The organism is Streptomyces spiralis (assembly GCF_014654675.1).
Lineage (GTDB): Bacteria > Actinomycetota > Actinomycetes > Streptomycetales > Streptomycetaceae > Streptomyces > Streptomyces spiralis.
On record NZ_BNBC01000042.1, the window covers coordinates 1 to 25,820 of the forward strand.

Consider the following 25,820-nt stretch of genomic DNA (forward strand, 5'->3'; position numbering starts at 1 on the left):
GGCGTGGCCAAGGCGGAGCGGCGTGGGCGGGCCGAGGAACTGCTGGAGCTGGTCCGCCTGGGCGGCGCGTACGGCAAACGGGTGCACGAGCTGTCCGGCGGCATGCGCCAGCGCGTGGCCATGGCCCGCGCGCTGGCGCAGGAGAGCCGGCTGCTACTGATGGACGAGCCGTTCGCCGCCCTGGACGCCATCACCCGCGACGTCCTGCACGACGAACTGACCCGGATCTGGCAGGAGACCGGCGTGTCGGTGCTGTTCGTCACCCACAACGTCCGCGAAGCCGTCCGCCTGGCCCAGCGGGTGGTGCTGCTGTCCTCCCGCCCCGGACGCATCGCCCGCCAGTGGAGGGTGGACATCGACCAGCCACGCCGGATCGAGGACGCACCCGTGGCACAGCTGTCCCTTGAGATCACCGAAGTACTGCGTGGGGAGCTGCGCCGCCATGGCCGGCACTGACACCTCCGTCAAGGACGGCGGCAGCGATCTCGCCGGGCTGGAGGCGGGCCTCGACGCCCTGGAGACGGTCCCCGACAGCCGCAGGCCCCTGCGCCGCACCCTCGTGGAGAAGGTCCTGCCGCCGGTCGTCGCCGTGGCGCTGGTGCCGGCGGTGTGGCAGGCACTGGTCTCGTTCCGGATCGTCGACGACCCGACCAGGCTGCCCGCCCCCGCCGACGTGTGGCACGTGCTGCGGGAGGCCTGGCTGAAGGGCGAACTGCTCGGCTACATGTGGACGTCCGTCTCGCGCGGCCTGCTCGGCTTCTGCCTCGCGCTGCTGGTCGGCACGCCGCTGGGCCTGCTGGTGGCGCGGGTGAAGCCCGTGCGGGCGGCGATCGGCCCGGTCCTGTCCGGCCTGCAGTCCCTGCCGTCGGTGGCGTGGGTGCCACCCGCGGTGATCTGGCTGGGCCTGGACAACACGATGATGTACGCCGTCATCCTGCTCGGCGCGGTGCCGTCTATCGCCAACGGGCTGGTCTCCGGCATCGACCAGGTGCCCCCGCTGTTCCTGCGCGCGGGCCGCACACTGGGCGCGAGCGGGCCGAGAGGCACCTGGCACATCGTCCTGCCCGCCGCGCTGCCCGGCTACGTGGCGGGCCTGAAACAGGGCTGGGCGTTCTCCTGGCGCTCGCTGATGGCCGCGGAGATCATCGCCTCCTCCCCCGACCTCGGCATCGGGCTGGGCCAGTTGCTGGAGAACGGCCGCAACGCCGGCGACATGGCCATGGTGTTCGAGGCGATCCTGCTGATCCTGGGCGTCGGCATCGCCATCGACCTGCTCATCTTCAGCCCGCTGGAGCGGTGGGTCCTGCGCAGCCGCGGCCTGCTGGTCACGCACTGACGGCGATGCGCCGTGGCGCCCGTTCGCTCCAGCCGCACTCGAGCGATCGCCTGACGGTTCTCAAGAGGCGTCGCTCAGGGTGACGGTGAACGGTTGACCGGCGCGAGGAGGCCGACATGCGGGCACGACACGTATGCGAGGTGAAAGCCATCGGCGGGACCCTGGGCCGGTGCAGCCCACGTCCGCCCCGCCTTCGGCCGGGATGTGCCAGGCCGCCCGAGCCGCCGGTCCGCGACCGCCACGGCGCCCTGCCCGAGTGGAGGCAGGCGTGACGCGCCGCGTCGCAGTGGTGGGCGCCGGCGCGGCGGGGGCCCTGACGGCGGTTCAACTGATGCGGCAGGCCGAGCGGTCCGGGCGCGGCATCGGGGTGTGGCTGATCGACCCTGCCGGGCACACGGGCCGAGGGGTCGCCTACAGCACGTCCGACCCCCGCCACCTGCTCAATGTGCCCGCCGCCCGCATGAGCGCCTTCCCCGATGATCCCGGGCACTTCCTGCGCTGGCTCGCCGGTCGGCACCCGCACGCCGCGCCGGGTGACTTCGTCCCCCGCAAGGAGTACGGGCGCTATCTGAGCGATGTCGTGGAGCAGACCGCGCAGGAGTGCCGGCGCGCCCGGCTGCACCGGGTGCGGGAGCGGGTCGTCGCCGTCCGCGACCGGTCCGCCGGGCCGGTGCTGCGGTTCGCCGGCGGTGGTGGGCTGCAGGTGGACGCCGCCGTACTGGCGCTGGGCACCCTGGGCCCCGACCATGCCTGGGCTGATCCCCAGCTCAGGGCGTCCGGGCGTTTCGTCGCCGATCCCTGGGCGCCGGGGGCTCTCGACGCCGTGGCCGCGGAGGGAGACGTGCTGCTCGTCGGCACCGGTCTGACCATGGTCGACCTGGCCGTCACCCTGGCCCGCCCCGGCCGCGTGCTGCACGCGGTGTCCCGGCACGGGCTCCTGCCCCAGGAGCATCTGCCCGTCGCGGCTGCGGCGGCACAGCCGCCGGAGCTGGACGCTACCCACGGTCTGGACGCGCTGCGCCGCGGCGTGCGGCGGTATCTGGCGGCCGGCCGCCGTTCTGGCGGGGACTGGCGGCCCGCCATGGACGGGCTGCGCCCGGTGACGGCAGCCCTGTGGCAGCAGCTGTCCACGGCCGACCGCAGGCGCTTTGTGGAGGAGGACCTGCGGACCTGGGAGGTGCACCGCCACCGCGTTGCGCCCGCGACGGCCGTCGCACTCGGTGCGCTGCGGGCCTCCGGCCGGCTGCAGGTGGCCGCCGCGGAGGTGGTCCGGGCCGTGCCCGACGACGACGCGGTGGCCGTCACCTTGAGCGACGGCAGGCGGCTGCGGGTGGGCGCGGTCGTCAACTGCACCGGAGCGCGCATGGACCTGCGCCGCACGGACGATCCCCTGGTGCGCTGCCTGCTGGAGCGCGGCTGTGCGCGGACCGGCCCGGCCGACCTCGGCCTCGACACCCGGGACGATGGACGGGTGGTGCCCGCGGCCGGCGTCCCGGCCGCGCGGCTGTGGGCGATCGGGGCCGTGCGGCGCGGGAATCTGCTGGAGACCACCGCCGTTCCGGAGATCCGGGCGCAGGCCGACGAGGTCGCCGGCGCGGTGCTGGAGGCCCTCGCCGCCCGCCGGGCGTCCCGGCCGGCCGACCGCTACGGCCAGCGGCTGAGTACGACGCCCGAAGCGGCGCTGTTGTACGAACGGGCGCTGGAGCGCATCCTGGCGGGCAGCCTGGGTGCCGAGGCGCTGCTGCGTGAGGCGGTCGGTATCGATCCGGGCTTCGCCGTCGGCCACGCGGCGCTGGCACTGCTCGGCCACGAGGGCCCGGGCGGCGGGCATGCCTTTGGTGCGCTGGAGGCGGCCGTGCAGGCGGCGGCCCGTCGGTCCGACGAGCGCGAGCGCAGCCTGGTCGCCGCGGTTCGAGCCCGGCTGACCGGCACCGAGGAGGGGGGCAAGGCGGCTCTGCTGGGCCACATCGCCGCCCACCCCCGTGACGCCCTGGCGGTGAGCGCGGCCGTACCGACGGTCTCCTTCAGCGGGGTGACCAGCGCCGAGGAGTCCTGGGCCCTGGTCGAGGGGCTGGCCCCCGTCTACGGGGACGACTGGTGGTATCTGGGACAACTCGCCTTCGTCCGGCAGGAGCAGGAGCGCTGGGCGCAGGCCGAGGCCCTGGCCGACCGGGCGCTCGCCGCGCAGCCCCGCGCCGGGCATGCCGTCCACGCCCGGGCGCACGTGTTCTACGAGACCGGCGAGCACCGCGCGGGCATCGCCTGGCTGGACGACTGGCTGCACCGTCACGGGCGGCAGGCGGGCCACCGTTCCCACATCTCCTGGCATGCCGCCCTGCACGAGTTGTCGCTCGACGACCGTTCGGCGCTGCTGCGCCGCTACCGCCGGGAGCTCGATGCCTCCCGGGTGAAGGGAGGCCGGCTGCTGGCCGATTCCGCGGCACTGCTGTGGCGTGCGCGCATGACGGGCAGCTGGAGCGGCGCCCTGCCCGTGGCCGAGCTGCTGCAGGCGGCTCCCCGGCAGTGGGTCGAGGCACCCGCGACGGCTTTCGCCGCCCTGCACGGCGCGCTGGCCCTCGCCGCGGCCGGGGACACCGACGCCCTCGGGCGGCTGCGGGCCCACGCGCTCGCCCACCGCAACGAGGTGCTCCCCCTGGTGATCGCGCCATTGTGCGCGGCGCTGTCGGCCGTGGTGCGCCAGCGGTGGCCACAGGCGGTGCGGCTGCTGCCACCGCTGCTGCCCGTGATCGCGCGGGTGGGCGCCAGCAAGGCCCAGCTGGAGGTCGTGGAGGAGACGCTGCTGCACGCCCTGATCGAGGGGGGCGAGCACGAGCGGGCCGCCCTGCTGCTGTCGGCCCGGCTGGAGCGCCGCTCGTCGCCGCTCGACCGGCGACGCCTTAAGACGGTGCACGAGCGGTGTGCGGCGCGAGGCGCCGAGGGGGCCCCGCCGCCGCTCCACGGTGCCCGGCACCCGCTCCAGCGGGACTCGACGGATCACCCGCTGGTCCTTGAGATGCATCGAACAAGGTGGCGCTGAATGGCTGACCGGCGAACGGAGACCGACATGCGGGCACGGCACACATCCGCTGTGAGGGCCATCGGCAGGAGTATCGGCGAGGGCCTCATGTGGATGGGGTTCGGATGGTTCGGGGCGCATGCGTCCCACCCCTGGTCGGGGTACGCGATGCCGCCCGCCGAGCAGCCGTGCCTGCCTCCGCTGTCGGAGGAGGAGTTCGCCCGGTGGGCGACTGCGGCCAGGCACGTGTGAGAGGCGGCCGCAGCCGTTCTGCGGCCTGCGCACGTTCCCACCCGAAGACAAGGAGACCAGGGTGACCACCACCGGGCCGGCCACTGCTCACGTTCCCGTGCACAAGCGGCGCATCCTCAAGCTGTTCCGTCCGTACCGCAGGAGCCTTGCGTTCGTCGCGCTCCTGGTCGCGGGCTCGTCCCTGGTCTCGCTCGTCAATCCCTTCCTGATCCGCGAGATCATCGACGTGGCGCTGCCGCAGGGCAGGACCGGGCTGCTGTCCCTGCTCGCTCTGGGCATGGTGGTCGTCGCGGTCGCCAACAGCTCCTGCAACGTGTGGCAGACCTATCTGTCCGCCAAGGTCGGCCAGCTGGTCATGCACGACCTGCGCACCGCCGTCTACGCCCACCTGCAGCGCATGTCGCTGGCGTTCTTCACGCGGACGCGTACCGGGGAGGTCCAGTCGCGCATCGCCAACGACATCGGCGGGATGCAGGTGACCGTGACGACCACGGCGACGGCGCTGGTGTCGGACGTGACGACCGTGATCACCACGGTGACCGCCATGGCTCTGCTGGACTGGCGGCTCACGCTGGCGTCGCTGCTCGTGCTGCCGGGCTTCGTCTGGGTCAGCCGGCACGTGGGGGACGAGGTGCGCGTCCTGACCCGGGCCCGGCAGCGCCAGTTCGCCGACCTGTCGTCGAACGTGCAGGAGTCGCTGTCGGTCAGCGGGATCATGCTCGGGCACACCATGGGCCGGTCGCGTTCGCTCAGCGACGCCTTCGCCGCGCAGTCCCGCAGGCTCACCGACATCGAGGTGCGCGCGAGCACGGCGGGCCTGTGGTACCAGTCCACGATCTGGATCGTCATGGCCGCCATGCCGGCGGTGATCTACTGGGTGGCGGGACTGACCGCCGGCGGCGGGCACATGGCCGTCTCCATCGGCGGGCTGGTCGCCTTCGCCACCCTCCAGCAGATCCTGTTCCGGCCGGCGCAGCGGCTGCTGACCATCGGTCTGGACATCCAGAGCTCACTGGAGCTGTTCGGCCGCATCTTCGAGTACCTCGACCTGCCCGTCGACGTCGCCGAGCCGGAGCGGCCCGTCGTGCCGGCGAGCCTGCGCGGCGAGGTGCGGCTGCGGGGCGTGGGCTTTTGCTACGCGGGCGCCGAGCGGCCGACGCTGGACGGCATCGACGTGACCGTGCCGGCCGGGCACAGTCTGGCCGTCGTCGGGGAGACCGGCTCGGGCAAGACCACGCTGAGCTACCTCATCCCGCGTCTGTACGACGCGACGCACGGCACCGTCACGATCGACGGCGTCGACGTGCGCGAGATGTCCTTCGACACGCTCGCCGCCGCGGTCGGCGTCGTCTCCCAGGAGTCCTACCTCTTCCATGCCTCGGTCGCCGACAACCTGCGGTTCGCCAAGCCCGACGCGACGGACGAGGAGCTGGTCGCGGCGGCGCGGATCGCGCACATCCACGACTATCTGATGTCCCTGCCCGACGGCTACGACACGGTGGTCGGCGAGCGCGGATACCGGTTCTCCGGCGGTGAGAAGCAGCGGCTGGCGATCGCCCGTGCCGTCCTGCGCGACCCGCCGGTCCTGGTGCTCGACGAGGCCACCAGCGCGCTGGACACCCAGACCGAGCGGGCCGTGCAGAAGGCCATCGACGCGGCGAGCGCGGGCCGCACCACCATCACGGTCGCGCACCGGCTGTCGACCGTCCGCAACGCCGACGAGATCATCGTGCTGGACCGGGGGCGCATCGCCGAGCGCGGCACCCACGACGAACTGCTCGCCCTCGGCGGCCACTACGCCACGCTCGTCCGCCGGGACACCGAGATGGCCGTCGTGTAGGACGGGGGCGCCCCGGCCGGGCCGGGGCGCCCGCCCGGCGTCAACTCACCTTTTGTGAAGCGGACTTCGAGCGGCTTCGAGCGGCTCTGCAGCGGTGGGTGCCTACCATCCGGCGAATGAAGACCGCATCTGACGAAATACCGGGCCCGCCCGGAATCGACCGGCGCACCCTGCTGCGCGGCGGTGCCGTTGCCGGACTGGGCGCGCTCGTGTCCGCGTCCTCCGTCTTCGCCGCGCCGAACGACGCGGGCCCCGGCGGCCCGGAGCCGTCGGCGGACGGACTGATGCTGACCAAGTTCACGGACCCGCTGCGCACCCCGCCGGTGCTGCGGCCCCGCGACCGCGGCGGCTACGACGAGCTGACCGTGCGCATGCGCACCGCCGACGTCACCGTGCACTCGCAGCTGCCGCCGGTGCGGATGTGGACGTACGAGGGCAGCTTTCCGGGGCCGACGATCGAGACGGTCCGCGGCCGCCGGCTCCGGGTGGCCTGGGAGAACCATCTGACGGGGAACATCCCGGTCACCGCGGTCGACTTCGGCCAGATGGGCGGGCCGATGCCCGATCCGCTGTCCAACCATCCCGGTACGGAGGGCTGCCAGGAGGTGCCCGGGGTGGCCGGGCTGCAGCCGTGGGCCGTGGTGCACCTGCACGGCATGCTCACCGGCGGCGGCAACGACGGCTGGATGGAGAACCTCGTCGGCCCGGGCGACGTGCAGTTGTCGGCGTACCCCAACGAGCAGGCCGCGACGGCGCTCTGGTACCACGACCACACCCATCATGTGAGCCGCTTCAGCGTGTACGCCGGTCTCGCCGGGCTGTTCGTCATCCGTGACGAGGAGGAGCGGGCGCTGGGCCTGCCCACGGGACGGCATGAGGTGCCGCTGGTCCTCAGCGACCGCAACTTCGCGCTGGACGGCACCGGTGCCCTCACCGGGCGCCTGGTCCACAAGGTGGAGATGGTCGGCATGCGGCTCATGCGTGCCCTCGCGGCCCCCTACACCCTGGTCAACGGTGTCGTGTGGCCCTATCTCGAGGTGGAGCCGCGCTGGTACCGGTTCCGGATCGTCAACACGGCGAACTCCCGGATCTACCGGCTGATGCTGCTGGCCGACGGCCGGCCCGTTCCCGGGGCCTTCCAGGTGATCGGCACCGACCAGGGCCTGATCGACAAGCCGCTGGCGGTCGACGGGGCGCTCAACCTCTCCTCCGGCGAGCGCGCCGATGTGCTGGTCGACTTCGGCGCGTTCCGCGGCCGGTCCCTGAAGCTGGTCAACACGATGGAGGGCGTCACGCCCGGCGCGTCCAGTACCCGTCACGATCTGCTGGAGCCCGACGTGATGCAGTTCCGTGTCGCCGACCGCAGGCCCTCCGCCCACTTCACGCCGCCCAGGACGCTGTCGGCCGCCTTCCGGCGGACCGCCCCCGGCGACCTGCCGCACGAGGGCGCCGCCCGGTGGGTGGTGCTGGCCGGTCCGGGTTCGCAGAACATGCCCGAGCTGTGGGAGATGGAGGAGGTGGCGGAGGCCGAGGCGCAGGGCATCACGTTCCCTGCCGCCGGGATCGTCCAGGTCAAGGACGCCGAGGGCAGGGTCACGACGCTGCGCCGGACGGCCATGCGCTACGACGACGGCAGCGCCTTCACCGTGGCGCACGAGGGCGTGGAGATCTGGAAGTACCTCAATCTGGCCGCCTCGCCCCACCCGATGCACATCCACCTGGCCCATTTCCAGGTGCTCTCGCGCGACAACTACGACGTGAGCGGCTTCGACCAGGCCGTGCGCGGCTCGGCCAGGCCGATCGCCCATCTGGGGGCGGCGAAGCTCGAACCGCACGAGCTCGGGGAGAAGGACATCATCAGGGTGGGCACCGCCGGCCAGATCAGGCCGGGCCCGAACGGCACCCCGGGCGAGCTGGTCACCGTGGCGGTCCGCTTCCCCGTCGTCGGCCGGGGGGTCCACCACTGCCACATGCTGGAGCACGAGCAGCACATGGTGCGCCCGCTCGTGGTCGGTCCGGCCGGCCACCAGCACGCGGGCGGCCACCACCACTGACGCGGGCGAGGAGTGCCCGCGGCGGTGGTCGGCGCGGGCACTCGGGCGGGCCGGGGCGGCGGGATCTCCGGCGGTGCGGTCAGGCGGCCTTGCGGACGATCTCCACGGCGCCCTCGTCCAGCAGGGTCTTGACGGCCGCATCGCCGCCCGCGACGTCCAGGTTCATGTCGTGCAGGAGGCCGATGACGTTCCGGACGACCTTCTCCGGCTGTGTCTTCTCGGTGCCCTCCCAGACCAGCTCCGGGAAAACGGTCAGATAGACCTTGTCGTTTCCCTGGCTGTAGATGTTCACTTCCATGACGTCACGGAGAGCCATCCGGGCTTCGTAGATCAGGCTGTTCATGTGCCACCGACTTTCGGTATCCGTATTCTGAGGCTTCCTGGCCACACGTACCGACCTCATGATGGTCAGCGGCCGAAGGGTGCGCAATGAGGCCCGGGGAATACCCTGTTCAACTGCGCGAAATCCGCGATTGAACGGGGTTGTCAATTGCCGGTGTTTGACAGAGAAAGGCCGCGCTGCGGACCATCGGTACTGTTCCGCAAATGCTGCAGGCCGCGTCCCACGAAAAGCATCCGGAGTGCCATGAAAATCCTGTTCATAACGACGGGCAGCCAGGCCACCTACTATGCCGCTGCTCCCCTGGCGACGGCCGCGCGCAACGCGGGCCACCAGGTCATGCTGGCCGCCCACGAGCCGTGGGTGGAGACCGCGGAGGCCATCGGCCTTCCCACGTTCTGCTTCACCGTCGACCCGATCCGGCACTTCATGCGGATCAGCAACCCGGGCAAGGGGCTGCGCTTCCCCCGGGAGCTGGGCGACGAGGAGATGATCGGGCAGGGCCGCGGCTTCGCGAAGATGGGCCTGGCCGGGGTGAAGTCCCTGCTGGAGCTGGCCAAGGACTGGACCCCGGACGTGGTCGTGGGCAGCTCGCAGAGCTACGCCGCGATGCTGCTCGCCGCCCACCTGAAGGTCCCCTACGTGCGCCACATCGAGTACCTGGGCATTCCGCTCACCGGTATCGACCCGGGCGCCGAGGAGGAACTGCGGCCGGAGATGGAGCGGCTGGGCGTGGACGGGCTGCTCAAGCCCGATCTGCTCCTGGACTCGACCCCGCCGTCGCTGCGGCCCTCGCACGACCCGGCCGCGCAGCCGATGCGCTGGATCCCCAGCAACCCGCAGCGCCGGCTGGAGCGCTGGATGTACACCCGGCCCGAGGGCCGCCGGCGTGTGGTGATCACCTCCGGCTTCCGCAGCCTGATGTTCCGCGACCCGGGCTGGTCCATGCCGCTGCTGGTCAAGGAGCTGGACAAGCTGGGTGCCGAGGCGCTGATCGCGGCGAACCCGGGCGCCGTCGAGCGGTTCGGCGCCGAGCTGGGCGACGCGCGCGTCGGCTGGATCCCGATCGACGTCACCGCCGCCACCTGTGACCTGGCGGTCCACCACGGCGGCGCGACCACCGCGACGACGCTCATGGCCAACGGCGTGCCGCAGCTGGTCATCCCGGAGAACCCGCCGGAGTTCCCGCCGAACTACCACCGGGAGGCCATCGCCAAGGCCATCACCGACTTCGGTGCCGGCAAGACGCTGTGGCCGCAGGCGCAGGAGCCCGACAAGGCGCCGGGCGAAGTGATCGCCGCGGCCTGCCGGGAACTGCTGGAGAACCCGAGCTACACCGAGCGGACGCAGTTCATCGCCAAGGAGATCTCGACGCTGCCCACCCCCGCCGAGATCGTGCCGAAGCTGGAGGCACTGGTCTGAGGGCCGGCGCTTCGTCTGACCCGCAACGCGAGTCGCCCTGAGACCGCGGAGAGCTTCTCCGCCGGTCTCAGGGCGACTTGCGTTACGGGCGGTGCCGGCAGTGCAGGCGGTGCGGGCGATGTCGGCGGTGCGGGCGGTGGTGTGGCCGGCCGGGCCGCCCGGCCGGCCACAGGTCAGCGGCCGGCCACGGGTCAGCGGGCGGCGAGGGCCTCGATGTCGCGCAGCACCTCGTCCGGGGTGGGCAGCGCGGCGCTCTCCGCGGCCAGGGTGCGGGTCCGCTCGGCGTACCGGGGCTCGGCGAGGATCTCCCGGCAGCCCGCGGCGACCACCTCGTCCGGGTCCTGCCCCGCCGGCGGCCGGTGCCGGTCCACCAGCAGCGCGGCGCCGAAGCCGCTGAGGGACTCGGCGACCGCCTTGCCGTAGCCGTTGTCGGGGACGATCAGCTGCGGCACGCCGGCGTTGACCAACGTCATGGCGGTGGTCGCGCCGCCGTGATGGACCGCCAGGTCACAGGTGGGGGCGACGACGTCCAGGGGGATCCAGCCGATGCGTACGTCGCCCAGTTCCCCGCCGTAGCGCTCGGCGGCCTCGGGCAGCGCCGCGATCAGCACCTCGGCTCCCGCCCCGGTCAGCTCGTCCACCAGCCGGCGCAGCGAGCTGCCGGAGGTGTCGAGCATCAGGTTGCGGGTGCCCGCGGTGATCAGCACCCGGCGGCGGCCCTCGGGGCGGGTGTACATCCAGGGTTCGACCCGGCGCTGGCTCACCCGGGGGACCCAGCGCATCGCCCGCCCGGCGGGAGCGCCCGGCGGGCGCAGGGACGGCGGGCACAGGTCGATGAAGAGGTCGGGATCCGGCAGTTCGGCGAGCCCGAGGCGCTCCAGTTGCGGCTGAAGCTCCGCCACCGCCGTGACGTCCCGGCGTGCCATCGGGGCGATGTGCCAGATGTGGCGGACGTAGGGCACCTTCAGGGCGGCGGCGAGCACCCGGGGGACGTGGGACAGGCCCCCGACGACCAGGTCGGGCGTCCACTGCCGGGTCAGTTCCAGCAGGGCGTCGATGCGGGCGGCGGCCGTCATGCCGTCCTGGCCGTAGCGCATGCGCTCGGAGGTGATGCAGACCGCGGGGAGCCCGACGGACTGTGCCGCCGCCATCAGCGGTTCGTCGGCGGCCAGCAGGATCTCGTGGCCGGCGTTGCGGGCGGCGGCGGCGAGGGGGGCGACGCCGAAGACGGCCGCCTGGCTGCCACCGACGGTGAACAGTGTTTTCATCAGGCTCCTTCGAGGAAGCCCCGCCCTTCAGGGCGGGGTGGGGGTACCTCCCGCTTGCGGGGGAGAATCGAACCCCTGCGGAGCAGGGCAAGGAACGGCGATTCGCCGTCAGGGCGGATCGCCGTACCCCGTCCACAGTCGTGCACTACGATCGGTGCGCCCGATCGGCGATGACCAAGCCGGGCCGGGCCTACCGCCGGGCTGGCGGGATGTCAGGTCTGTGGAGCCGGGTGCAGGGTCTGCGGGACGCGGTGCGGGGCTCAGCCGGCCTGGGCCATCTCCATGACGTAGCGGCCGTAGGAGGAGTGGGCGAGGCGGCTGCCGAGCCGGTAGCAGGACTCCTGGTCGATGTAGCCCATGCGCCAGGCGATCTCCTCCAGGCAGGCGATGCGCACGCCCTGGCGGTGTTCCAGGACCTGGACGTAATCCCCGGCCTCCATGAGCGCGTCGTGGGTTCCGGTGTCCAGCCAGACGAATCCGCGGCCGAGCGGGATGAGCTGGGCCTGGCCGCGCTCCAGGTAGACGCGGTTGAGGTCGGTGATCTCCAGCTCGCCGCGTTCGGAGGGCCGCAGCTGCCGGGCGATGTCCACGACCTGGTTGTCGTAGAGGTACAGCCCGGTGATCGCCATGTTGGTCTGCGGGTCGGCGGGCTTCTCCTCCAGGGCGACGAGTCTGCCCTGCTCGTCCAGGGTGCCGACGCCGTAGCGCTCGGGGTCGCGCACCGGGTAGCCGAACAGGACACAGCCCTTGATGTCCCGGGCGGCCCGCTGGAGCATGGGGCCGAACTCGTATCCGTGGAAGATGTTGTCGCCCAGCACCAGGGCGACGGAGTCGTCCCCGATGTGGTCCGCGGAGACCAGGAACGCGTCGGCGAGCCCCCGGGGCTTGTCCTGCTCCGCGTAGGTCAGGGTGATGCCCAGCCAGGAGCCGTCGCCCAGCAGCCGCCGGAACATCTCCGAGTCCTCGGGCGTGGTGATGATCTCGATTTCGGTGATCCCCGCCAGCATCAGGACCGAAAGCGGGTAGTAAATCATTGGCTTGTCGTAGACCGGGAGCATTTGCTTGGAGACCCCGAGAGTGATCGGATGGAGTCTCGTGCCATTGCCGCCGGCCAGGATGATGCCCTTCACCGTGGCGCCTCCTCAGTAACTTCGTGCCGCTCGGGCGGTGCCCGCACTTTATCGGTGGCCGCCACCCGGCCGAAAGGCTCCTCGGAGCCCACCGGCTTGAATAGCGTGTTTGTTGACAGACACGGGTCCGCATACTCAGGCTGACGGCATACCGGTTTCAGGCATGCGCATTTACTGTCGTCGTTTAGGTGGACCTGTGGAAATCGAAGATCTGACGCCCGTTCTCGAATCCGGTCCAAGGGCCGGTATCGGCATCATCGGGTGCGCCGACATCGCGGTGCGGCGGGCCCTCCCCGCGATCCACCGCTCGCCGTTCCGGCTGGTGGCGGTCGCGAGCCGCTCCCGGCAGAAGGCCGAGGGCGTGGCGGCCGCCGCCGGCTGCGCGGCCGTCGAGGGCTACGAGCACCTCCTGGAACTGCCCGGCATCGACGCGGTCTACATCCCGCTGCCCAACAGCGAGCACGCCACGTGGGCGCAGCGGGCGCTGGAGGCGGGAAAGCACGTCCTGATCGAGAAGCCCGCGGTGCCCGCCGAGGACACCGCCCGGGATCTCGTCGCGCTCGCCGAGAAGCACTCACTGGTCGTCATGGAGAACTTCGCCTTCCTCCGCCACCCCCAGCACGAGCAGGCACAGGCGCTGGTGGCCGACGGGGCGATCGGAGAACTGCGGTCCTACAACGGCGCGTTCGGCATTCCGCCGACCGATCCGCGCGGCATCAAGTACCAGGCGGACCTGGGCGGCGGGGCACTGTGGGAGGTCGGCTGCTATCCGGTGCGCGCGGCCCAGGAGTACCTGGCGCCGTCGGCGCGGGTGCTGGGGGCCGGTCTGACGTTCGATCCGGAGCTGGGCGTGGACGTCTCCGGGGTGGCGCTGCTGGGCGACGACGACGGGGTCACCGCGCACTGTTCCTTCGGCCTGTCCCACGGCTACCGGTCGACCTACGACCTGTGGGGCAGCGAGGGGCGGCTGGTCCTGGAATGGGCGTTCACGCCCTCGCACAGCGCCCGGCCGGTGCTGCGGCTGGAGCAGAAGGACCGCCAGATACGGATCGTCGCCCCGGCCTCGGACCAGTTCCTCGGCGTGTTCACCGCGTTCCACGACGCCGTGCGCGACCCGGCGGCGCGGGCGGCGCACCACCGCGACCTGGTGCGGCAGGCGGGGCTGATGGCCCGCATCCGCGCGCAGGCCCTCGGCTGAAGAGGCAACGGCAGAGCGGCGGCCGGCGTCCTTGGACGCAGGCCGCCGCTCTGCCGCTCTGCCGCTCTGCCGCTCTGCCGCTCGCTGGCTATCGTCCGGCCCGTGCCGCGGTGAGCGGGCGCGGCGGGCACTGTTCCCAGGTGGGCAGCAGGCCGGCCGCCACCGCCTCGGCGAGGGTGGGCGCCGCGGCGTCCTTGTCCGAGCGGATCGGCGATTCCTTCAGGTTCCAGGGCAGGGCGAGGTCCGGGTCGAGCGCGTCGATGTCGATCATCGTCCCGGGCACGTACTCCTGCGAGCAGAGGTAGCTCATGCACGTGTCGTCCGTGAGGGCGAGGAAGGCGTGCCCGACCCCGTCGGGCAGGTACACGGCCGTCCCCGTCTGGGGGCTCTGGTGGGTGACGTCGTAGTGGCCGAACGTCGGTGAGCCGACCCGGAGGTCGACGGCGATGTCCAGGGCGGCGCCCCGCACACAGGTGACGAACTTCGCCTGGCCGGGCGGGACCGTGGTGCCGTGGATGCCCCGCAGGGTGTTGCGCCGGGACACCGAGTAGTTGACCTGGCGGACCGTGAACTCCCAGCCGCCCTCCGCCAGCAGGGCGCTGGCCCGCACGGATTCGAAGAAGTGTCCCCGCCGGTCGCTCAGCGGCTCGGGTTCGACGCGGTAGGCGCCGGGGACCGTCATTTCCGTTATCAGCACCGAAGGCTCCTCGCCGGCTCAGCCGCCCGCGGCCGCGGCGCCGGCGGCCCGGGCGATCCGCTGCCGCATGGACGCGGTGTCGTTGGCGCGCGGGAACTCCTCCGGGGGGGCGTCGACCCCGAGGAAGGCGCACAGCGGCTCCCAGCCCTGCTGCACGTCGTAGACGAGGACGTTGTCCGCGCCCAGGGTGCGCACGACCTCCTCGTTGTGCCGGTGGTAGACCTCGATGGCGTGGTCCTTGTCGGAGAACCGGCCGCCGAACAGGCCGTCCCAGACCATGGCGGTGGTGACGCGGAACAGCCGGGCCTGCGGGCTGCCGGGCTTTGGGGGTTGGGCCGTGCTGCGCAGGGCGAACTGGTAGAGCGTGTCGTGGGTGCTGCGGTACCAGCTCTCCGCGTCGCGCACCGTGAGGATCACCTTGGCGTCCGGGAACGCCCCGCTGATCTGCCGGTAATAGACGGCGCACGGGCCGTCCACCGCTGAGCGGTAGCCGTCGAAGAGAGCCGCCCAGTCGGGGCTCTCGCCGTCGCAGACGATGCGCTCCCACTGCTTGAGCCGCTCCGCGTCGCCGACGATGTCGAACATGTGGAAGGAGGGGCCGAGACCGAGCCGGTCCAGGGCCACCTTCAGCGAGGTCGTGCCGGTCCTGCCCAGGCCGGCGTTGATGAGCTTGAGCACGGTGCCGTCTCCCCTTCTTCAGCGCCAGGCCGCGTCTTCCTGGCGGGTGGCGACGTTCACCCGGTTCCAGAAGTTGACCAGGCCGATGTGCATGAGCAGCGCGCCGAGCTGCTCGTCGGTGTAGTAGGCGGCGGACTTCTCCCAGACCTCGTCCGACGCCATGTCCTGCGGGTCGGTCATCAGCGTGACGGCCTCGGCCATCTCCAGTGCGGAGCGCTCGGCGTCGTCGAAGCAGGACTCGGTGCGCCAGCCGGCCACCCGCGGCAGCCGCTCGTCGATCTTCTCCGCCTGCTGCGGGTCGTCGGGGAAGGTGTAGGTGCGGCCGTTGATCTCGCTGACGCGCAGCCGGACGAGGTCGAGGGTGGTCCGTGGCACGCCCACCTTGCCGATGACCTCGGTCAGGTCGAGCAGGGGCTGCAGGGCGCCGGGAACGACCAGGGAGGGGTTGTCCATCCGTGGGGTCATCGGTCTTCTCCTGTGCGGTGTGATGGGTCGGTTGCTCGCGGCGGCCTCAGACCGGGATGCCCTCGATGACCGAGATCGGCGCGCTGGTGGGAACGGCCCTGGTGAGCTTGAACCCGGCCTTGGCGAACAGCTCGGTGTACTCGGCGAGCGTGCGCTCCTGGGCGCCGAGCATCAGCATCAGCCAGAGGTCGATGGTGTTGCCGAGGTGCTTTGCGTTGCTCTCCGGGATCACGTACTCGATCACGAGCAGTTTTCCGCCGGGGGCGATCGCCTCGCGCGCGTTGCGCAGGGCCGTGACGGCGTCGGCCTCGGAGAAGTCGTGGATGATGTGCTTGAACACGTAGGCGTCGCCGCCCGCGGGCAGCTTGCCGAGGTAGCCGCCGTGCTCGATGGTGAGCCGGTCGGCGACCTGGGCCGCCTCGAAGAGCGCCGGCGAGTCCACGGTGGCGACCTCGGAGTCGTACAGCACGCCCTTGACGTGCGGCGCCTGCTTCAGGATGCCCGCCAGGAGGTTGCCGCGGCCGGCGATGACGTCGACGACCGTGCCGAAGCGGGAGAAGTCGTAGGCGGCCAGGATCGGGTCGGTCTCCGATGCCGAGAGCTCGCCGAACGCCTGGAAGAACACCCGCGCGTAGTCGGGGTTGGCGTGGAAGAAGTCCAGCGCACCCATGCCGCGCAGCTTGGGCAGGTTGGCCTCGCCGGTCTCCACCGTGTCGTACAGGTGGCCCCACTCCTCCCACAGGGTGGGGTGGTTCATCAGCAGGGCGAAGCCGCGCATCGAGTCCGGGGCGTCCTGGCGGAGCTTGTCGGACATCGGGGTGTGCTCGTACCGGCCGTCGGGACGGACCGCGAACACGCCGTGGCCGGCGAGGGCGCGCAGGACGCGGTGGGTCGCCTTCGGGTCGGACCCGACGCGCGCGGCGATGTCCTGGGCGGACAGCGGGCCGCCGGCCAGCACGTCCGCGATGCCGAGCCTGGCCGCGACGGAGATCGCCTGGGTGATCACCGCGCCCTGAATGAGATGGAGCAGTGAGTACGAGTCGGACTGGTCACGAACCTCGGGCAGCACGGGCATGCCTTTCCTTTCGGCTTTCACAGCGCCTCTTCTCGCGGATTCCAGACGATAGGTCGGCGCTTCTCGAGCCCGCAACCTCGGCATTCTCGCAATTGCCCGCCGGGCGTTCGACCGGGGAATTTGAGCGGTTGAACAGGATGATTCCAGTGCCGCTCCAGCAGAATTCCGGCCGGGCTTGCCAAATTGTTCCGGCCCGGCTACCTGGAGGAGGCCTCCTTGCGGCACGACACCCCGACCCCGGTGGATTTCTGGTTCGATCCGACCTGCCCCTGGGCGTGGCTGACCTCCCGCTGGATCCTCGAGGTCGCCCGGCAACGGCCCCTTCAGCTGCGCTGGCACCTGATGAGCCTGACCCTGCTCAACGAGGGCCGCACCGACCTGCCCGAGCGCTGGCACCGGGACCTGGCCGTGCGGCTGGAGCCGGTGCGGGTGTGCGCCGCCGCCGAACGGGAGTACGGGCCGGAGGTGCTGGGGCGGCTGTACACCCAACTCGGCACCCGCTTCCACCTGGAGCGCGCCCCCAAGGAGCGGGCCACCTATGCGGCGGCCCTGGCCGCCGCGGGCCTGGATCCGGCCCTCGCCGGCGCGGCCGTCTCCGAGGCGTACGACGGCGCGGTGCGCGCCTCCCACCACGACGGCATCGGCCGTGTCGGCACCGATGTGGGCACTCCCGTCGTGGCGGTGGGGGACGTGGCGTTCTTCGGCCCGGTGGTGACGCCCGCCCCGCGCGGCGAGGCGGCGACGCGGCTGTGGGACGGTGTGCTCGCCGTGGCGGCCACCGACGGCTTCTTCGAGCTCAAGCGCACCCGCACCCGGCAGCCCGTCTTCACCTGAAGCCGCCGTCGGCTGAGCTTGCCGTCAGCTGAAGTCCGCGGTCGGCTGAGCCGGCTGTCAGCGTCCCGCCGCGGCCACGGGTGCCGTCCAGTTGTCGGCCAGCCAGGCCTGAAGGGACACCAGGTCGGGCCTGCTCCTGCGCAGTTCGTCGAGGTCGGCGCGGTAGCCGTCGCGCTCGAACCAGTCGAACATGTTGGCGAGGTCGGGGCGGGCCGCGCGCAGCGGCTCGATCGGCAGCCGCTGGTAGCGGGTGGGCACGCCGGAGACCGCCTCGAACGCCGCGGCCATCTGCGGCCCGGTCAGGGCGTCGCCGGCGATCTCGACCACCCGGCCCAGCCAGGCGTCCGCCTTCTCGAAGGCGTCGGCCGCGAACACGCCGATGTCGCTGGTCGCGATGAGCTGCACCGGCGTCTCGGGGTCCAGCCACATGGCCAGCACGAGTCCGTCCTGCACCGGGCGCGGGGCGATGTCGAGCAGGATGTCGTGGAACATCACCGGCCGCAGCACCGTGGTGGGCAGGTCGAGCGTGCGCAGGTACTGCTCGACCCTGAGCTTGCTCTCGAAGTGCGGGACGCGGGTGTCCCGGTCCGCGCCGCCGACCGAGCTGTAGACGAAGTGCCGCACCCCGGCCCGTACCGCGGCGTCGGCCACCGCCCTGCCCTGCCGCTCCTCGGCCTCGACGCCGCCGGGGCCCCGGAAGGTCTGGACGCTGAACACTCCGTGGACGCCGTCCATCGCCGCCGTCAGCGACGCCTCGTCGTCCATGTCGCCGCGGACCAGGACCGCGCCCGCCTCCCGCAGCGCCCTCGCCTCGGTCTTGGCCGGGTCGCGGACCAGGGCGTGCACGGTGTGCCCGCGCCGCAGCAGTTCGCGGGCCACCGCCCCGCCCTGCCGGCCGGTCCCGCCCAGTACCAGGATCGTTTGGTCAAGCGCCACTGTCTCATCTCCATGTCTCGTGCCGGCCGGGCTCGGCCCGGCGGTGCGGTCGGGATGCGGGCGGCCGCGGGGCGGCCGCCTGCCTCGGGGCGTCGCGCGCTACCAGGGGACGGGCCCCTCGTCGGCCAGGCACTCGCCCGAGGGACCGGTCTCGTCCAGCAGGGCGAGACGGACCACGATCGCGGCCCCCTCGGCGGGGGTGCGGTGACCGCGGTGGTGATTGATGTCCGTGGCCACCACTCCGGGCAGGGCGGCGTTGACCTTGACCGGGGTCCCCCGCAGCTCCTTCGCGTACGCCACCGTGATCGCGTTCAGCGCGGTCTTCGACGACTGGTAGGCGATCATGTTCACGCCCGCCAGCGGGGAGCCCGGGTCCGAGTTCAGGGTCAGCGACCCCACGTGGCTGGAGAGGTTGACGACGCGGCCGGCCGGGGAGCGGCGCAGCAGCGGCAGCATCGCGCGGGTCACGGTGACCACGCCGAAGACGTTGGTCTCGTAGACCTCCCGCAGATCCGCCGCCCTCGCCTCGCTCGGTGCGCCGGTGAAGCCGCCCGCGGTGCCGGCGTTGTTCACCAGGATGTCCAGGCGTCCGTGGCGCCGTTCGATCTCGCGGGCGGCCTCGGCCGCGCCGGCGGGGTCCGTCACGTCGAGCCGGAGCGGTGTCGCCGCGATGCCGTCGGCGGCCAGCGCGTCGGCGGCCTGCTTGCCCAGCACCTCGTTCCGCGCGCCGACGATGACGGCGACCCCCCGCTCGCCGAGCTGCCGCGCGACGGCCAGACCGATGCCCTTGTTGGCACCCGTGATGAGGGCGATCCTCTCGTCCGTCACGTCAGCTTCCTTTCTGCGGCCGGTAATGCGCGCATTCACCGTGGGGAGATCACCGTGGGAAGCAGTGAAACCCGGAAGGCGCCCGACGATATTGCTGCGGCACGGACGCCCCGTTCAAGTGTTCACCGCCGTGTTCAAAGGATCCGGCTCCGCGGTCGAACGCTCCACCAAAACTCATGGAATTTCGAATCGTTGCGGCCGGACATTGCCCTGAGTAGCTTCAGGGCGGCCAAGTATTGCCACAGCGCAGAGGGCCTTTAAAAAATGAAAACAACTGACGTCATAGTGGTCGGTGCGGGGCCGGTCGGCCTGATGCTGGCCGGAGAACTGCGCCTGGGCGGAGCGGACGTGGCCGTCTACGACAGGCTGCCCGCCCCGGCCGGTCAGTCCCGGGCACTGGGCTTCAACCGGCGGGCCGCCGAGTCACTGGGCCAGCGCGGTCTGCTGTCCCGGCTGGGGGAATTGCGGTGGGGCCCGATGGGGCACTTCGGCGGGGTCCGCTTCGACCTCGGCATGCTCGACGAGGACCACAGCGGGGTGCTGGGCCTGTCCCAGGCGAGGACCGAGGAGGCGCTGGGCGGGTGGCTGGCCGACCTCGGCGTGCCGGTGCGCCGCGGCCGTGAGGTGACCGGCCTGCGCGAGACGCCCGAGGGCGTCGTGGTCTCCTACACCCGTCCCGGCGGCCCGGGCGAGGAGAGGGCCGGGTACGTGGTCGGCTGCGACGGCGCGGGCAGCACCGTACGGAAGCTGGCCGGGATCCCGGCCACGCAGTGGGAGCCCACCCGGGGCATGTACACCGCGGAGATCTCCGGCGTCAGCCCGCGCCCGCGGCCGATCGGCGAGCGGCTTCCCGGCGGCCGCATGGTGGTGTGCACCCCGCTGGGCGAGGGTCGCTTCCGTGTGGTCGTCCACGATCCGGCACTGCCCGCCCGCCCGGAGCCGGGCGCGCTGACGTTCGCCGAGGTCGCCGACGCGTGGCGGCGGCTGACCGGCGAGTCCATCGACGACGCGCGGTGCCGGTGGGTGTGGGCCTGCGGCAACTCCGCCGCGCTGGCGAAGGAGTTCCGGCGCGGCCGGGTGCTCCTGGCGGGCGACGCCGCGCACGAGATCCCGCCGCTGGCCGCGTGGGGGCTGAGCGCCGGGCTGCAGGACGCGGCGAACCTGGGCTGGAAGCTGGCGGCGACGGTCCGCGGGTGGGCGCCGCAGGATCTGCTCGACACCTACCACGCCGAACGCCACCTTGTCGGCGAGCAGTTGGTCCGCAACGCCCGCGCGGCCGGCAAGCTCTACCTCGGCGACGAGGCCATGGACCCCGTCCGCGAGGTCGTGGGCGAGCTGCTGGCCCACAAGGACGCCGCCGAGCAGGCCGCCGGCATCGTCAGCGGTCTCGGGATCCGCTACGACCTGGCCAAGGGCGAGCACCCGCTGCTGGGCCGGCGCATGCCGCCCGGGCACCAACTCACCCTGGCCGACGGCACCCGCACCCGCGTCGCCGACCTCCTGCGCACCGGCCGTGGCCTGCTCCTGGCCACCACCGGCCGCACCGCCGCACAGGCCGCACAGGCCGCCGGCGGCCGCACCGACCGCGTCGACGTCGTCACCGGTACCTGGACCACCCGGCCCGGCACCGCCCACAGCACCACCCCCGACGCCGCCCTCGACGCCGTTCTGGTACGCCCCGACGGCTACGTCGCCTGGACCTTGCCCGGCACCGCCGACGACCTCACCCAGGCCCTCGACCGCTGGTTCGGCACCGCCCACATCCCGCAGTCCGCCGGCCGGTGAGCGCCGACGCACCCATCGAATGAGGAGCGAAGACGTGACTCCGCCTACGCGGGAACGCGCGGGCTTCCTGCGTCGGTGGCTAGGCCACGTCGCAGAGGACCAGCCCGGCCCTGTTGAGTACGTTGGTTGCACCGACGTGATCCGCGTTCGCTGCGAACCCGCACGCCGTGCACCGGAACGTGGCTTGGGTGACACGGTTCCCCCTCGCGACGTGCCCGCAGTCGGGGCACGTGCGGGAGGTGTTGCGGGCGTCCACCGGGATCACGAAGCGACCGGCGCTTTCAGCCTTGTTCGCCAGGATTCCCAGGAACTGCGCCCAGCCCGCATCCAGGATGCTGCGGTTGAGTCCGGCCTTCGCGGTCGCACCGTTCAACAGGAAGCTGCCGGGCGTGTCCGGGGCGGCCTTCGGGTGCGGGCTCTTGGTCATGCCCGCTGTGTTCAGCCGCTCGTGCGCGATGACGTCGAAGTCGCGGACCAGCGCGCGGGCGGTCTTGTGGTGGAAGTCGAGCCGTCGGCGCCGGATCTTGGCGTGCAGCTTGGCGACCTTCCGGGCGGCGGCGCGGTGGCGCTTGGTGCGCTGCCGGGTCCGCTTCGGGAACGTCGCAAGGTGCCGCTGCGCCTCGGCCAGTTCCCCGGCCATCGCCTTGAGGAAGCGCGGGTTGGCGACATGCTCGCCGTCCGACGTGGTCAGGAAGTGGGCAACGCCCATATCGATGCCGACGATCGCGCCGGTGGGCGGCAGTTCCTCGGCGGGCACGTTGTCGCACGCGAGGACGACGTACCAGCGGCGGCCTTCACGCTTGACGGTGACCGTCTTGACGCGGCCCTGCACGAGCCGGTGCTGGTGGACGCGGACGTGTCCGACACCCTGGAGCCGGACGCGGGTCTGCCGGTCGTGGGGGGTGGAGTCCCAGCGGCAGCCGTCACCGTCCTTCGGGAACATCACGGAGTCGAAGTGCCCGACGCCCTTGAAGCGCGGGTACCCGGGCTTCTCTCCCGCCTTGACCCGGCGGAAGAACGCGGCGAAGGCCTTGTCCAGGCGCCGCAGCGTGGCCTGCTGAGAGGAGAACGACCACCGGCCCTGACGCTCCGGGTCGAAGGTCCGGATCGCCTTGAGCTGGGCGGACTGGTCGCCGTACCGGACGGTGGTCTTGGAGACGTGCCGGTAGGCGTCCCGGCGCTCCTGAAGCGCGGCGTTGTACAGCGAGCAGTGATCCCGAAGCATGTCCGCGAGGGCTGCCGCCTGCCCCTTGGTAGGGCGCAGGAGGAACTTGTAGGCGCGGATCATCCCTCGCGCCTCCGTTCACGGCGCAAGGCTTCGGCGAGGAGAACGCACGCGGCAGCGTTGATCGAGATGCCCGCCCGGTGGGCGTATTCCTCGATCTGCCGCTTCAAGCCCGGGGGTACGCGAAGGTTCAGCGACTCCCGGTGGTCACCTCTAGCCACAACCAAAACGCTACCACTTTTGATGGTGGCTCACGTTCAAGACCAGACGCTGTGCGGCTCCGCAGCACGGGCGCGGATTCGACTCCCCCAGCGGCTGAAGCCGATGGGCCCCTCGAAAGGAATCTGATGGCCAGGGATGTAATCGTCGTCGGGGCAGGCCCGGTCGGGCTGATGCTGGCGGGCGAGCTCAGGCTGCGCGGCGTGGACGTCGCCGTCTACGAGCGGCTGCCCGCGCCGACGCGCCAGTCGCGCGGCGCGAGCTTCACCAAGCGCACCGCCGAGTGCTTCGACCAGCGCGGCCTGCTCGACCGGCTCGGCGGCACCGAGCCCGCCGACAGCCACTTCGGCGGAGTGCCGATCGACCTCGGGATGCTGGAGCAGGACCATCACGGGCACCGGGGCGTCTCCCAGTTCCGCACCGAGCGGATGCTGGAGGACTGGGTGGGCGAGCTCGGCGTGCCGGTGCTGCGCGGCCGGGAGGTGACCGGTGTGCACCAGGACGAGGACGGTGTCGTGGTGGCCGTGGCCGGCCCCGACGGGCCGGCCGAGGACACCGCCGCCTACCTGGTCGGCTGCGACGGGGGCCGCAGCACCGTGCGCAGGCTGGCCGGCATAGCCTTCCCCGGCACCGAGGGCCGGCGCGGCTTCCTCACGGCCGACGTCACCGGCATCGACACCCGCAAGCGGCGCATCGGGGAGAACCTGCCGGGCGGCAGCATGGTGATGGCGATGGACCTGGAGAACGGCGTCACCCGGGTCGTGGTCCACGAGGCGGGTACGCCGGTGCCCCGCGACCGCGACTCCCTCGCCTTCCGCGACCTCGCCGACGCCTGGCAGCGGCTGACCGGCGAGTCCATCCACCACGGGCAGTGCCGCTGGATCAGCTGCTTCACCGACGCCTCGCGGGCGGCCGCCGAGTACCGGCGCGGCCGGGTGTTCCTGGCGGGCGACGCCGCGCACGTGCAGCCCCCGGCGATGGCGCAGGGGCTGAGTGTGGGGGTGCAGGACGCGGTGAACCTCGGCTGGAAACTGGCGGCGGCCGTCCAGGGATGGGCGCCGCAGGATCTGCTCGACAGCTACCACGCCGAACGCCACCTTGTCGGCGAGCAGTTGGCGCGCAATGCCCGTGCGGCGATCGAGCTGCGGCTCACCGGCGAGGACATGGACCCGGTCCGCGAGGTCGTGGGCGAGCTGCTGGCCCACAAGGACGCCGCCGAGTACGCGGCGGGCATGCTGAGCAACCTCGGGATCCGCTACGACCTGGCCAAGGGCGAGCACCCGCTGCTGGGCCGGCGCATGCCGCCCGGGCACGAACTCACCCTGGCCGACGGCACCCGCACCCGCGTCGCCGACCTCCTGCGCACCGGCCGCGGCCTGCTCCTTGCCACCGGCCGCACCGCCGCACAGGCCGCACAGGCCGCCGGCGGCCACACCGACCGCGTCGACGTCGTCACCGGCACCTGGACCACCCGGCCCGGCATCGCCGTCGACGCCGTTCTGGTACGCCCCGACGGCTACGTCGCCTGGACCTCCCCCGGCACCGCCGACGACCTCACCCAGGCCCTCGACCGCTGGTTCGGCACCGCCCGCAGGGCCCTCTAGGCGCTCTCGACCGGGGGGCTGGGCCCTGCGGCCAGACTGCCAGGGCCTGTCTTGACGCCGGGCGCCGGCGCCGAGAGGGCCTCTCACGACACTAACCGCGAAGGATCTGGTGGAATGGCTGGCACCGAACAGGATCAGGTGAGTGGAAAGCCCCATGTGGTCGTCATCGGGGGTGGTATCGCGGGACTGGCGGCGGCGTTCCGGCTCCGCGACGAGCCGGTCCGGGTGACGGTCCTGGAGGCGTCGTCCCGGCTGGGCGGGAAGCTGTCGGTCTCCGAGGTGGCGGGGGTCGCGGTCGACGAGGGCGCCGAGTCGCTGTACGCCAACCGGCGCAGGACCACCGGGCTGATCGCGGACGCCGGACTCGGCGAGAAGATCATGTCGGCCGGCGTCACCGCGTCGGCGATCTGGACCAGGGGCGGGATCCGGCAGCAGCCGGACCGTCAGTTCATGGGCGTGCCCTGCGACATGGACGACCTCGCCCGCTGTGGCGTCGTCTCCGCCGAGGGCGTCGAGCGGGCCCGGCAGGACCTGGTGCTGCCGTCGTTCGACCTGGACGGTGACGTCTCGGTCGCCAACTACGTCGGCGGGCGCTTCGGCCAGGAGGTCGTGGACCGTCTGGTCGAGCCCTTCCTCGCCGGGGTGTTCTCCGGCCGCGCCGCCGACCTGTCGTTCGAGGCCACCCTGACGCCGCTGGCCAAGGCGGCCCGTGCGCACGTGTCGCTGGCGGACGCGGCGGGCTCGCTGACGCCCGTGCTCGCCGAGGGGCAGAAGCCGCCGCCGGTGCGGGTGGCGACCCTCGACGGCGGGTTCGGATCCCTGCCCCCCGTCCTGGTGCGCGAGGTGCTGGCGGCGGCGCCCGACGCGTCGGTGCGCACCGACGCCCCCGTCCGGGAGCTCACCCGCAGCGCGAACGGCTGGCGGGTGACCGTGGGCACGGCCGGCCGGGCGGAGCACATCGACGCCGACGCGGTCGTCATCGCCGTGCCGGCGGGGCCCGCGGGCAAGCTGCTCGCCGGGGTGCCCGGAACCGCCTCGGCCGTCTTGGCGTTCGCCGAGGTGCCGTACTCGAGCGTGGCGATGGTGACGCTCGCCTACCCGCGCTCGGCGTTCCCCGGCCCCCTCGCGGGCCGCGGCTACGCCGCCTACCGGGTGCCCGCGGTGGAGGGGAAGGCGGTCAAGGAGGTCACGTTCACCACGGTGAAGTGGCCGCACCTGGCAGGCGAGGTGGAGATCGTCCGCTGCTCGATCGGGCGGTTCGGCGAGGAGCACCTGCTGGGGCGCGACGACGCCGACCTGGTGGCGCTGGCGACGGCCGAGCTCGCCGAGGCCACCGGCGTGCGCGGTGCCCCGGTGGCGAGCCGGGTCAGCCGCTGGGCGGACGCCCTGCCGCAGTACACCGTCGGCCACTTCGAGCGGGTGCGGCGGATCCGTGAGTCGGTGGCCGCCCAGCCCGGTCTCGCGGTGTGCGGTGCGCTGTACGACGGCGTGGGCGTCGGTGTGTGCATGGCCTCCGCGCGGCAGGCCGCCGACCAGGTGCTGGCCTGGGTGCGGCAGGACGCCGGAGCCCGTTCGGTGGCGGTGGGTGCCTGATCGGTCCCCTGCCCCGCGTCGAAGC

General features: G+C 72.3%; 21 protein-coding genes. 11 read left to right on the forward strand and 10 right to left on the reverse strand.

Going from position 1 to position 25,820, the window contains the following annotated elements; all coding sequences use genetic code 11:
* The 5 genes from IE318_RS33020 to IE318_RS33040 all read left to right on the forward strand — a co-directional run.
* The coding region (locus tag IE318_RS33020; protein WP_189906264.1) for an ABC transporter ATP-binding protein at window positions 1–456 on the forward strand (456 nt) is incomplete at its 5' end.
* Entirely contained in the window at window positions 443–1,336 is an 894-nt protein-coding gene (locus IE318_RS33025; RefSeq protein ID WP_189906266.1) for an ABC transporter permease, read from the forward strand. The genes IE318_RS33020 and IE318_RS33025, both read left to right, overlap by 14 nt.
* A 268-nt stretch (window positions 1,337–1,604) precedes the next feature.
* On the forward strand, window positions 1,605–4,373 hold the full coding sequence (locus IE318_RS33030; RefSeq protein ID WP_268256766.1) for an FAD/NAD(P)-binding protein: 2,769 nt from the start codon (window positions 1,605–1,607) through the stop codon (window positions 4,371–4,373).
* Window positions 4,374–4,665: 292 nt separating this feature from the next.
* Window positions 4,666–6,444 (forward strand): ABC transporter ATP-binding protein, encoded by a 1,779-nt coding sequence (locus IE318_RS33035; protein WP_189906268.1) that lies wholly within the window; start codon window positions 4,666–4,668, stop codon window positions 6,442–6,444.
* A 116-nt stretch (window positions 6,445–6,560) separates the two neighbouring features.
* Complete coding sequence (locus IE318_RS33040) at window positions 6,561–8,498, forward strand: multicopper oxidase family protein (RefSeq protein ID WP_189906270.1); 1,938 nt, start codon at window positions 6,561–6,563, stop codon at window positions 8,496–8,498.
* Window positions 8,499–8,577: 79 nt separating this feature from the next.
* Here the strand turns inward: IE318_RS33040 and IE318_RS33045 are convergent, their stop codons facing one another.
* A complete protein-coding gene (locus IE318_RS33045) occupies window positions 8,578–8,841 on the reverse strand; it encodes a hypothetical protein (protein WP_030183994.1) in 264 nt (87 codons plus the stop codon).
* 243 nt (window positions 8,842–9,084) lie between these two features.
* On the opposite strand from IE318_RS33045, the gene IE318_RS33050 reads away from it, so the two are divergent.
* Window positions 9,085–10,260: a glycosyltransferase gene (locus tag IE318_RS33050; protein WP_030183991.1), complete on the forward strand. Its 1,176-nt coding sequence runs from the start codon at window positions 9,085–9,087 to the stop codon at window positions 10,258–10,260.
* Between the two features lie 191 nt (window positions 10,261–10,451).
* Here the strand turns inward: IE318_RS33050 and IE318_RS33055 are convergent, their stop codons facing one another.
* Together IE318_RS33055 and rfbA are read right to left on the reverse strand one after the other, a co-directional pair.
* Window positions 10,452–11,528, reverse strand: a complete 1,077-nt coding sequence (locus IE318_RS33055) for a nucleotide disphospho-sugar-binding domain-containing protein (protein ID WP_189906272.1) — start codon at window positions 11,526–11,528, stop codon at window positions 10,452–10,454.
* 260 nt (window positions 11,529–11,788) lie between these two features.
* Window positions 11,789–12,658 carry a glucose-1-phosphate thymidylyltransferase RfbA gene (rfbA, locus tag IE318_RS33060; RefSeq protein ID WP_189906274.1) on the reverse strand — a complete coding sequence of 290 codons (870 nt, stop codon included), beginning with the start codon at window positions 12,656–12,658 and terminating at the stop codon, window positions 11,789–11,791.
* Between the two features lie 196 nt (window positions 12,659–12,854).
* Here rfbA and IE318_RS33065 point away from each other — a divergent pair, with 196 nt between their 5' ends.
* Window positions 12,855–13,856: a Gfo/Idh/MocA family protein gene (locus tag IE318_RS33065; protein ID WP_189906276.1), complete on the forward strand. Its 1,002-nt coding sequence runs from the start codon at window positions 12,855–12,857 to the stop codon at window positions 13,854–13,856.
* 88 nt (window positions 13,857–13,944) lie between these two features.
* On the opposite strand, the gene IE318_RS33070 is transcribed toward IE318_RS33065, so the two are convergent.
* Genes IE318_RS33070 through IE318_RS33085 form a run of 4 tightly spaced genes read right to left on the reverse strand, consistent with a single transcriptional unit; the run spans window position 13,945 to window position 16,771 of the window.
* Window positions 13,945–14,553: a dTDP-4-dehydrorhamnose 3,5-epimerase family protein gene (locus IE318_RS33070; RefSeq protein ID WP_189906278.1), complete on the reverse strand. Its 609-nt coding sequence runs from the start codon at window positions 14,551–14,553 to the stop codon at window positions 13,945–13,947.
* A gap of 18 nt (window positions 14,554–14,571) precedes the next feature.
* Entirely contained in the window at window positions 14,572–15,231 is a 660-nt protein-coding gene (locus tag IE318_RS33075) for a sulfotransferase family protein (protein WP_189906280.1), read from the reverse strand.
* A gap of 18 nt (window positions 15,232–15,249) precedes the next feature.
* A complete protein-coding gene (locus IE318_RS33080; RefSeq protein ID WP_189906282.1) occupies window positions 15,250–15,696 on the reverse strand; it encodes a carboxymuconolactone decarboxylase family protein in 447 nt (148 codons plus the stop codon).
* A 46-nt stretch (window positions 15,697–15,742) separates the two neighbouring features.
* Window positions 15,743–16,771, reverse strand: a complete 1,029-nt coding sequence (locus IE318_RS33085) for a methyltransferase (protein WP_189906284.1) — start codon at window positions 16,769–16,771, stop codon at window positions 15,743–15,745.
* A 216-nt stretch (window positions 16,772–16,987) separates the two neighbouring features.
* On the opposite strand from IE318_RS33085, the gene IE318_RS33090 reads away from it, so the two are divergent.
* Window positions 16,988–17,605: a mycothiol-dependent nitroreductase Rv2466c family protein gene (locus IE318_RS33090; RefSeq protein WP_189906286.1), complete on the forward strand. Its 618-nt coding sequence runs from the start codon at window positions 16,988–16,990 to the stop codon at window positions 17,603–17,605.
* A gap of 57 nt (window positions 17,606–17,662) precedes the next feature.
* Here IE318_RS33090 and IE318_RS33095 read toward each other — a convergent pair whose 3' ends face one another.
* Together IE318_RS33095 and IE318_RS33100 are read right to left on the reverse strand one after the other, a co-directional pair.
* The gene (locus tag IE318_RS33095; RefSeq protein WP_189906288.1) at window positions 17,663–18,541 is read right to left on the reverse strand and encodes an NmrA/HSCARG family protein; all 879 of its coding nucleotides are present in this window, start codon (window positions 18,539–18,541) and stop codon (window positions 17,663–17,665) included.
* A gap of 99 nt (window positions 18,542–18,640) precedes the next feature.
* Window positions 18,641–19,369, reverse strand: a complete 729-nt coding sequence (locus IE318_RS33100) for an SDR family oxidoreductase (RefSeq protein ID WP_189906290.1) — start codon at window positions 19,367–19,369, stop codon at window positions 18,641–18,643.
* A gap of 264 nt (window positions 19,370–19,633) precedes the next feature.
* Here IE318_RS33100 and IE318_RS33105 point away from each other — a divergent pair, with 264 nt between their 5' ends.
* Complete coding sequence (locus tag IE318_RS33105) at window positions 19,634–21,154, forward strand: FAD-dependent monooxygenase (protein ID WP_189906292.1); 1,521 nt, start codon at window positions 19,634–19,636, stop codon at window positions 21,152–21,154.
* A 79-nt stretch (window positions 21,155–21,233) separates the two neighbouring features.
* Here IE318_RS33105 and IE318_RS33110 read toward each other — a convergent pair whose 3' ends face one another.
* A complete protein-coding gene (locus IE318_RS33110) occupies window positions 21,234–22,442 on the reverse strand; it encodes an RNA-guided endonuclease InsQ/TnpB family protein (protein WP_189906294.1) in 1,209 nt (402 codons plus the stop codon).
* Window positions 22,443–22,726: 284 nt separating this feature from the next.
* Between IE318_RS33110 and IE318_RS33115 the strand changes: the two genes are divergently transcribed.
* A complete protein-coding gene (locus IE318_RS33115) occupies window positions 22,727–24,202 on the forward strand; it encodes an FAD-dependent monooxygenase (RefSeq protein WP_189906296.1) in 1,476 nt (491 codons plus the stop codon).
* Between the two features lie 114 nt (window positions 24,203–24,316).
* Window positions 24,317–25,795 carry a protoporphyrinogen oxidase gene (gene hemG, locus IE318_RS33120; protein ID WP_189906298.1) on the forward strand — a complete coding sequence of 493 codons (1,479 nt, stop codon included), beginning with the start codon at window positions 24,317–24,319 and terminating at the stop codon, window positions 25,793–25,795.
* Window positions 25,796–25,820: the final 25 nt, after the last annotated feature.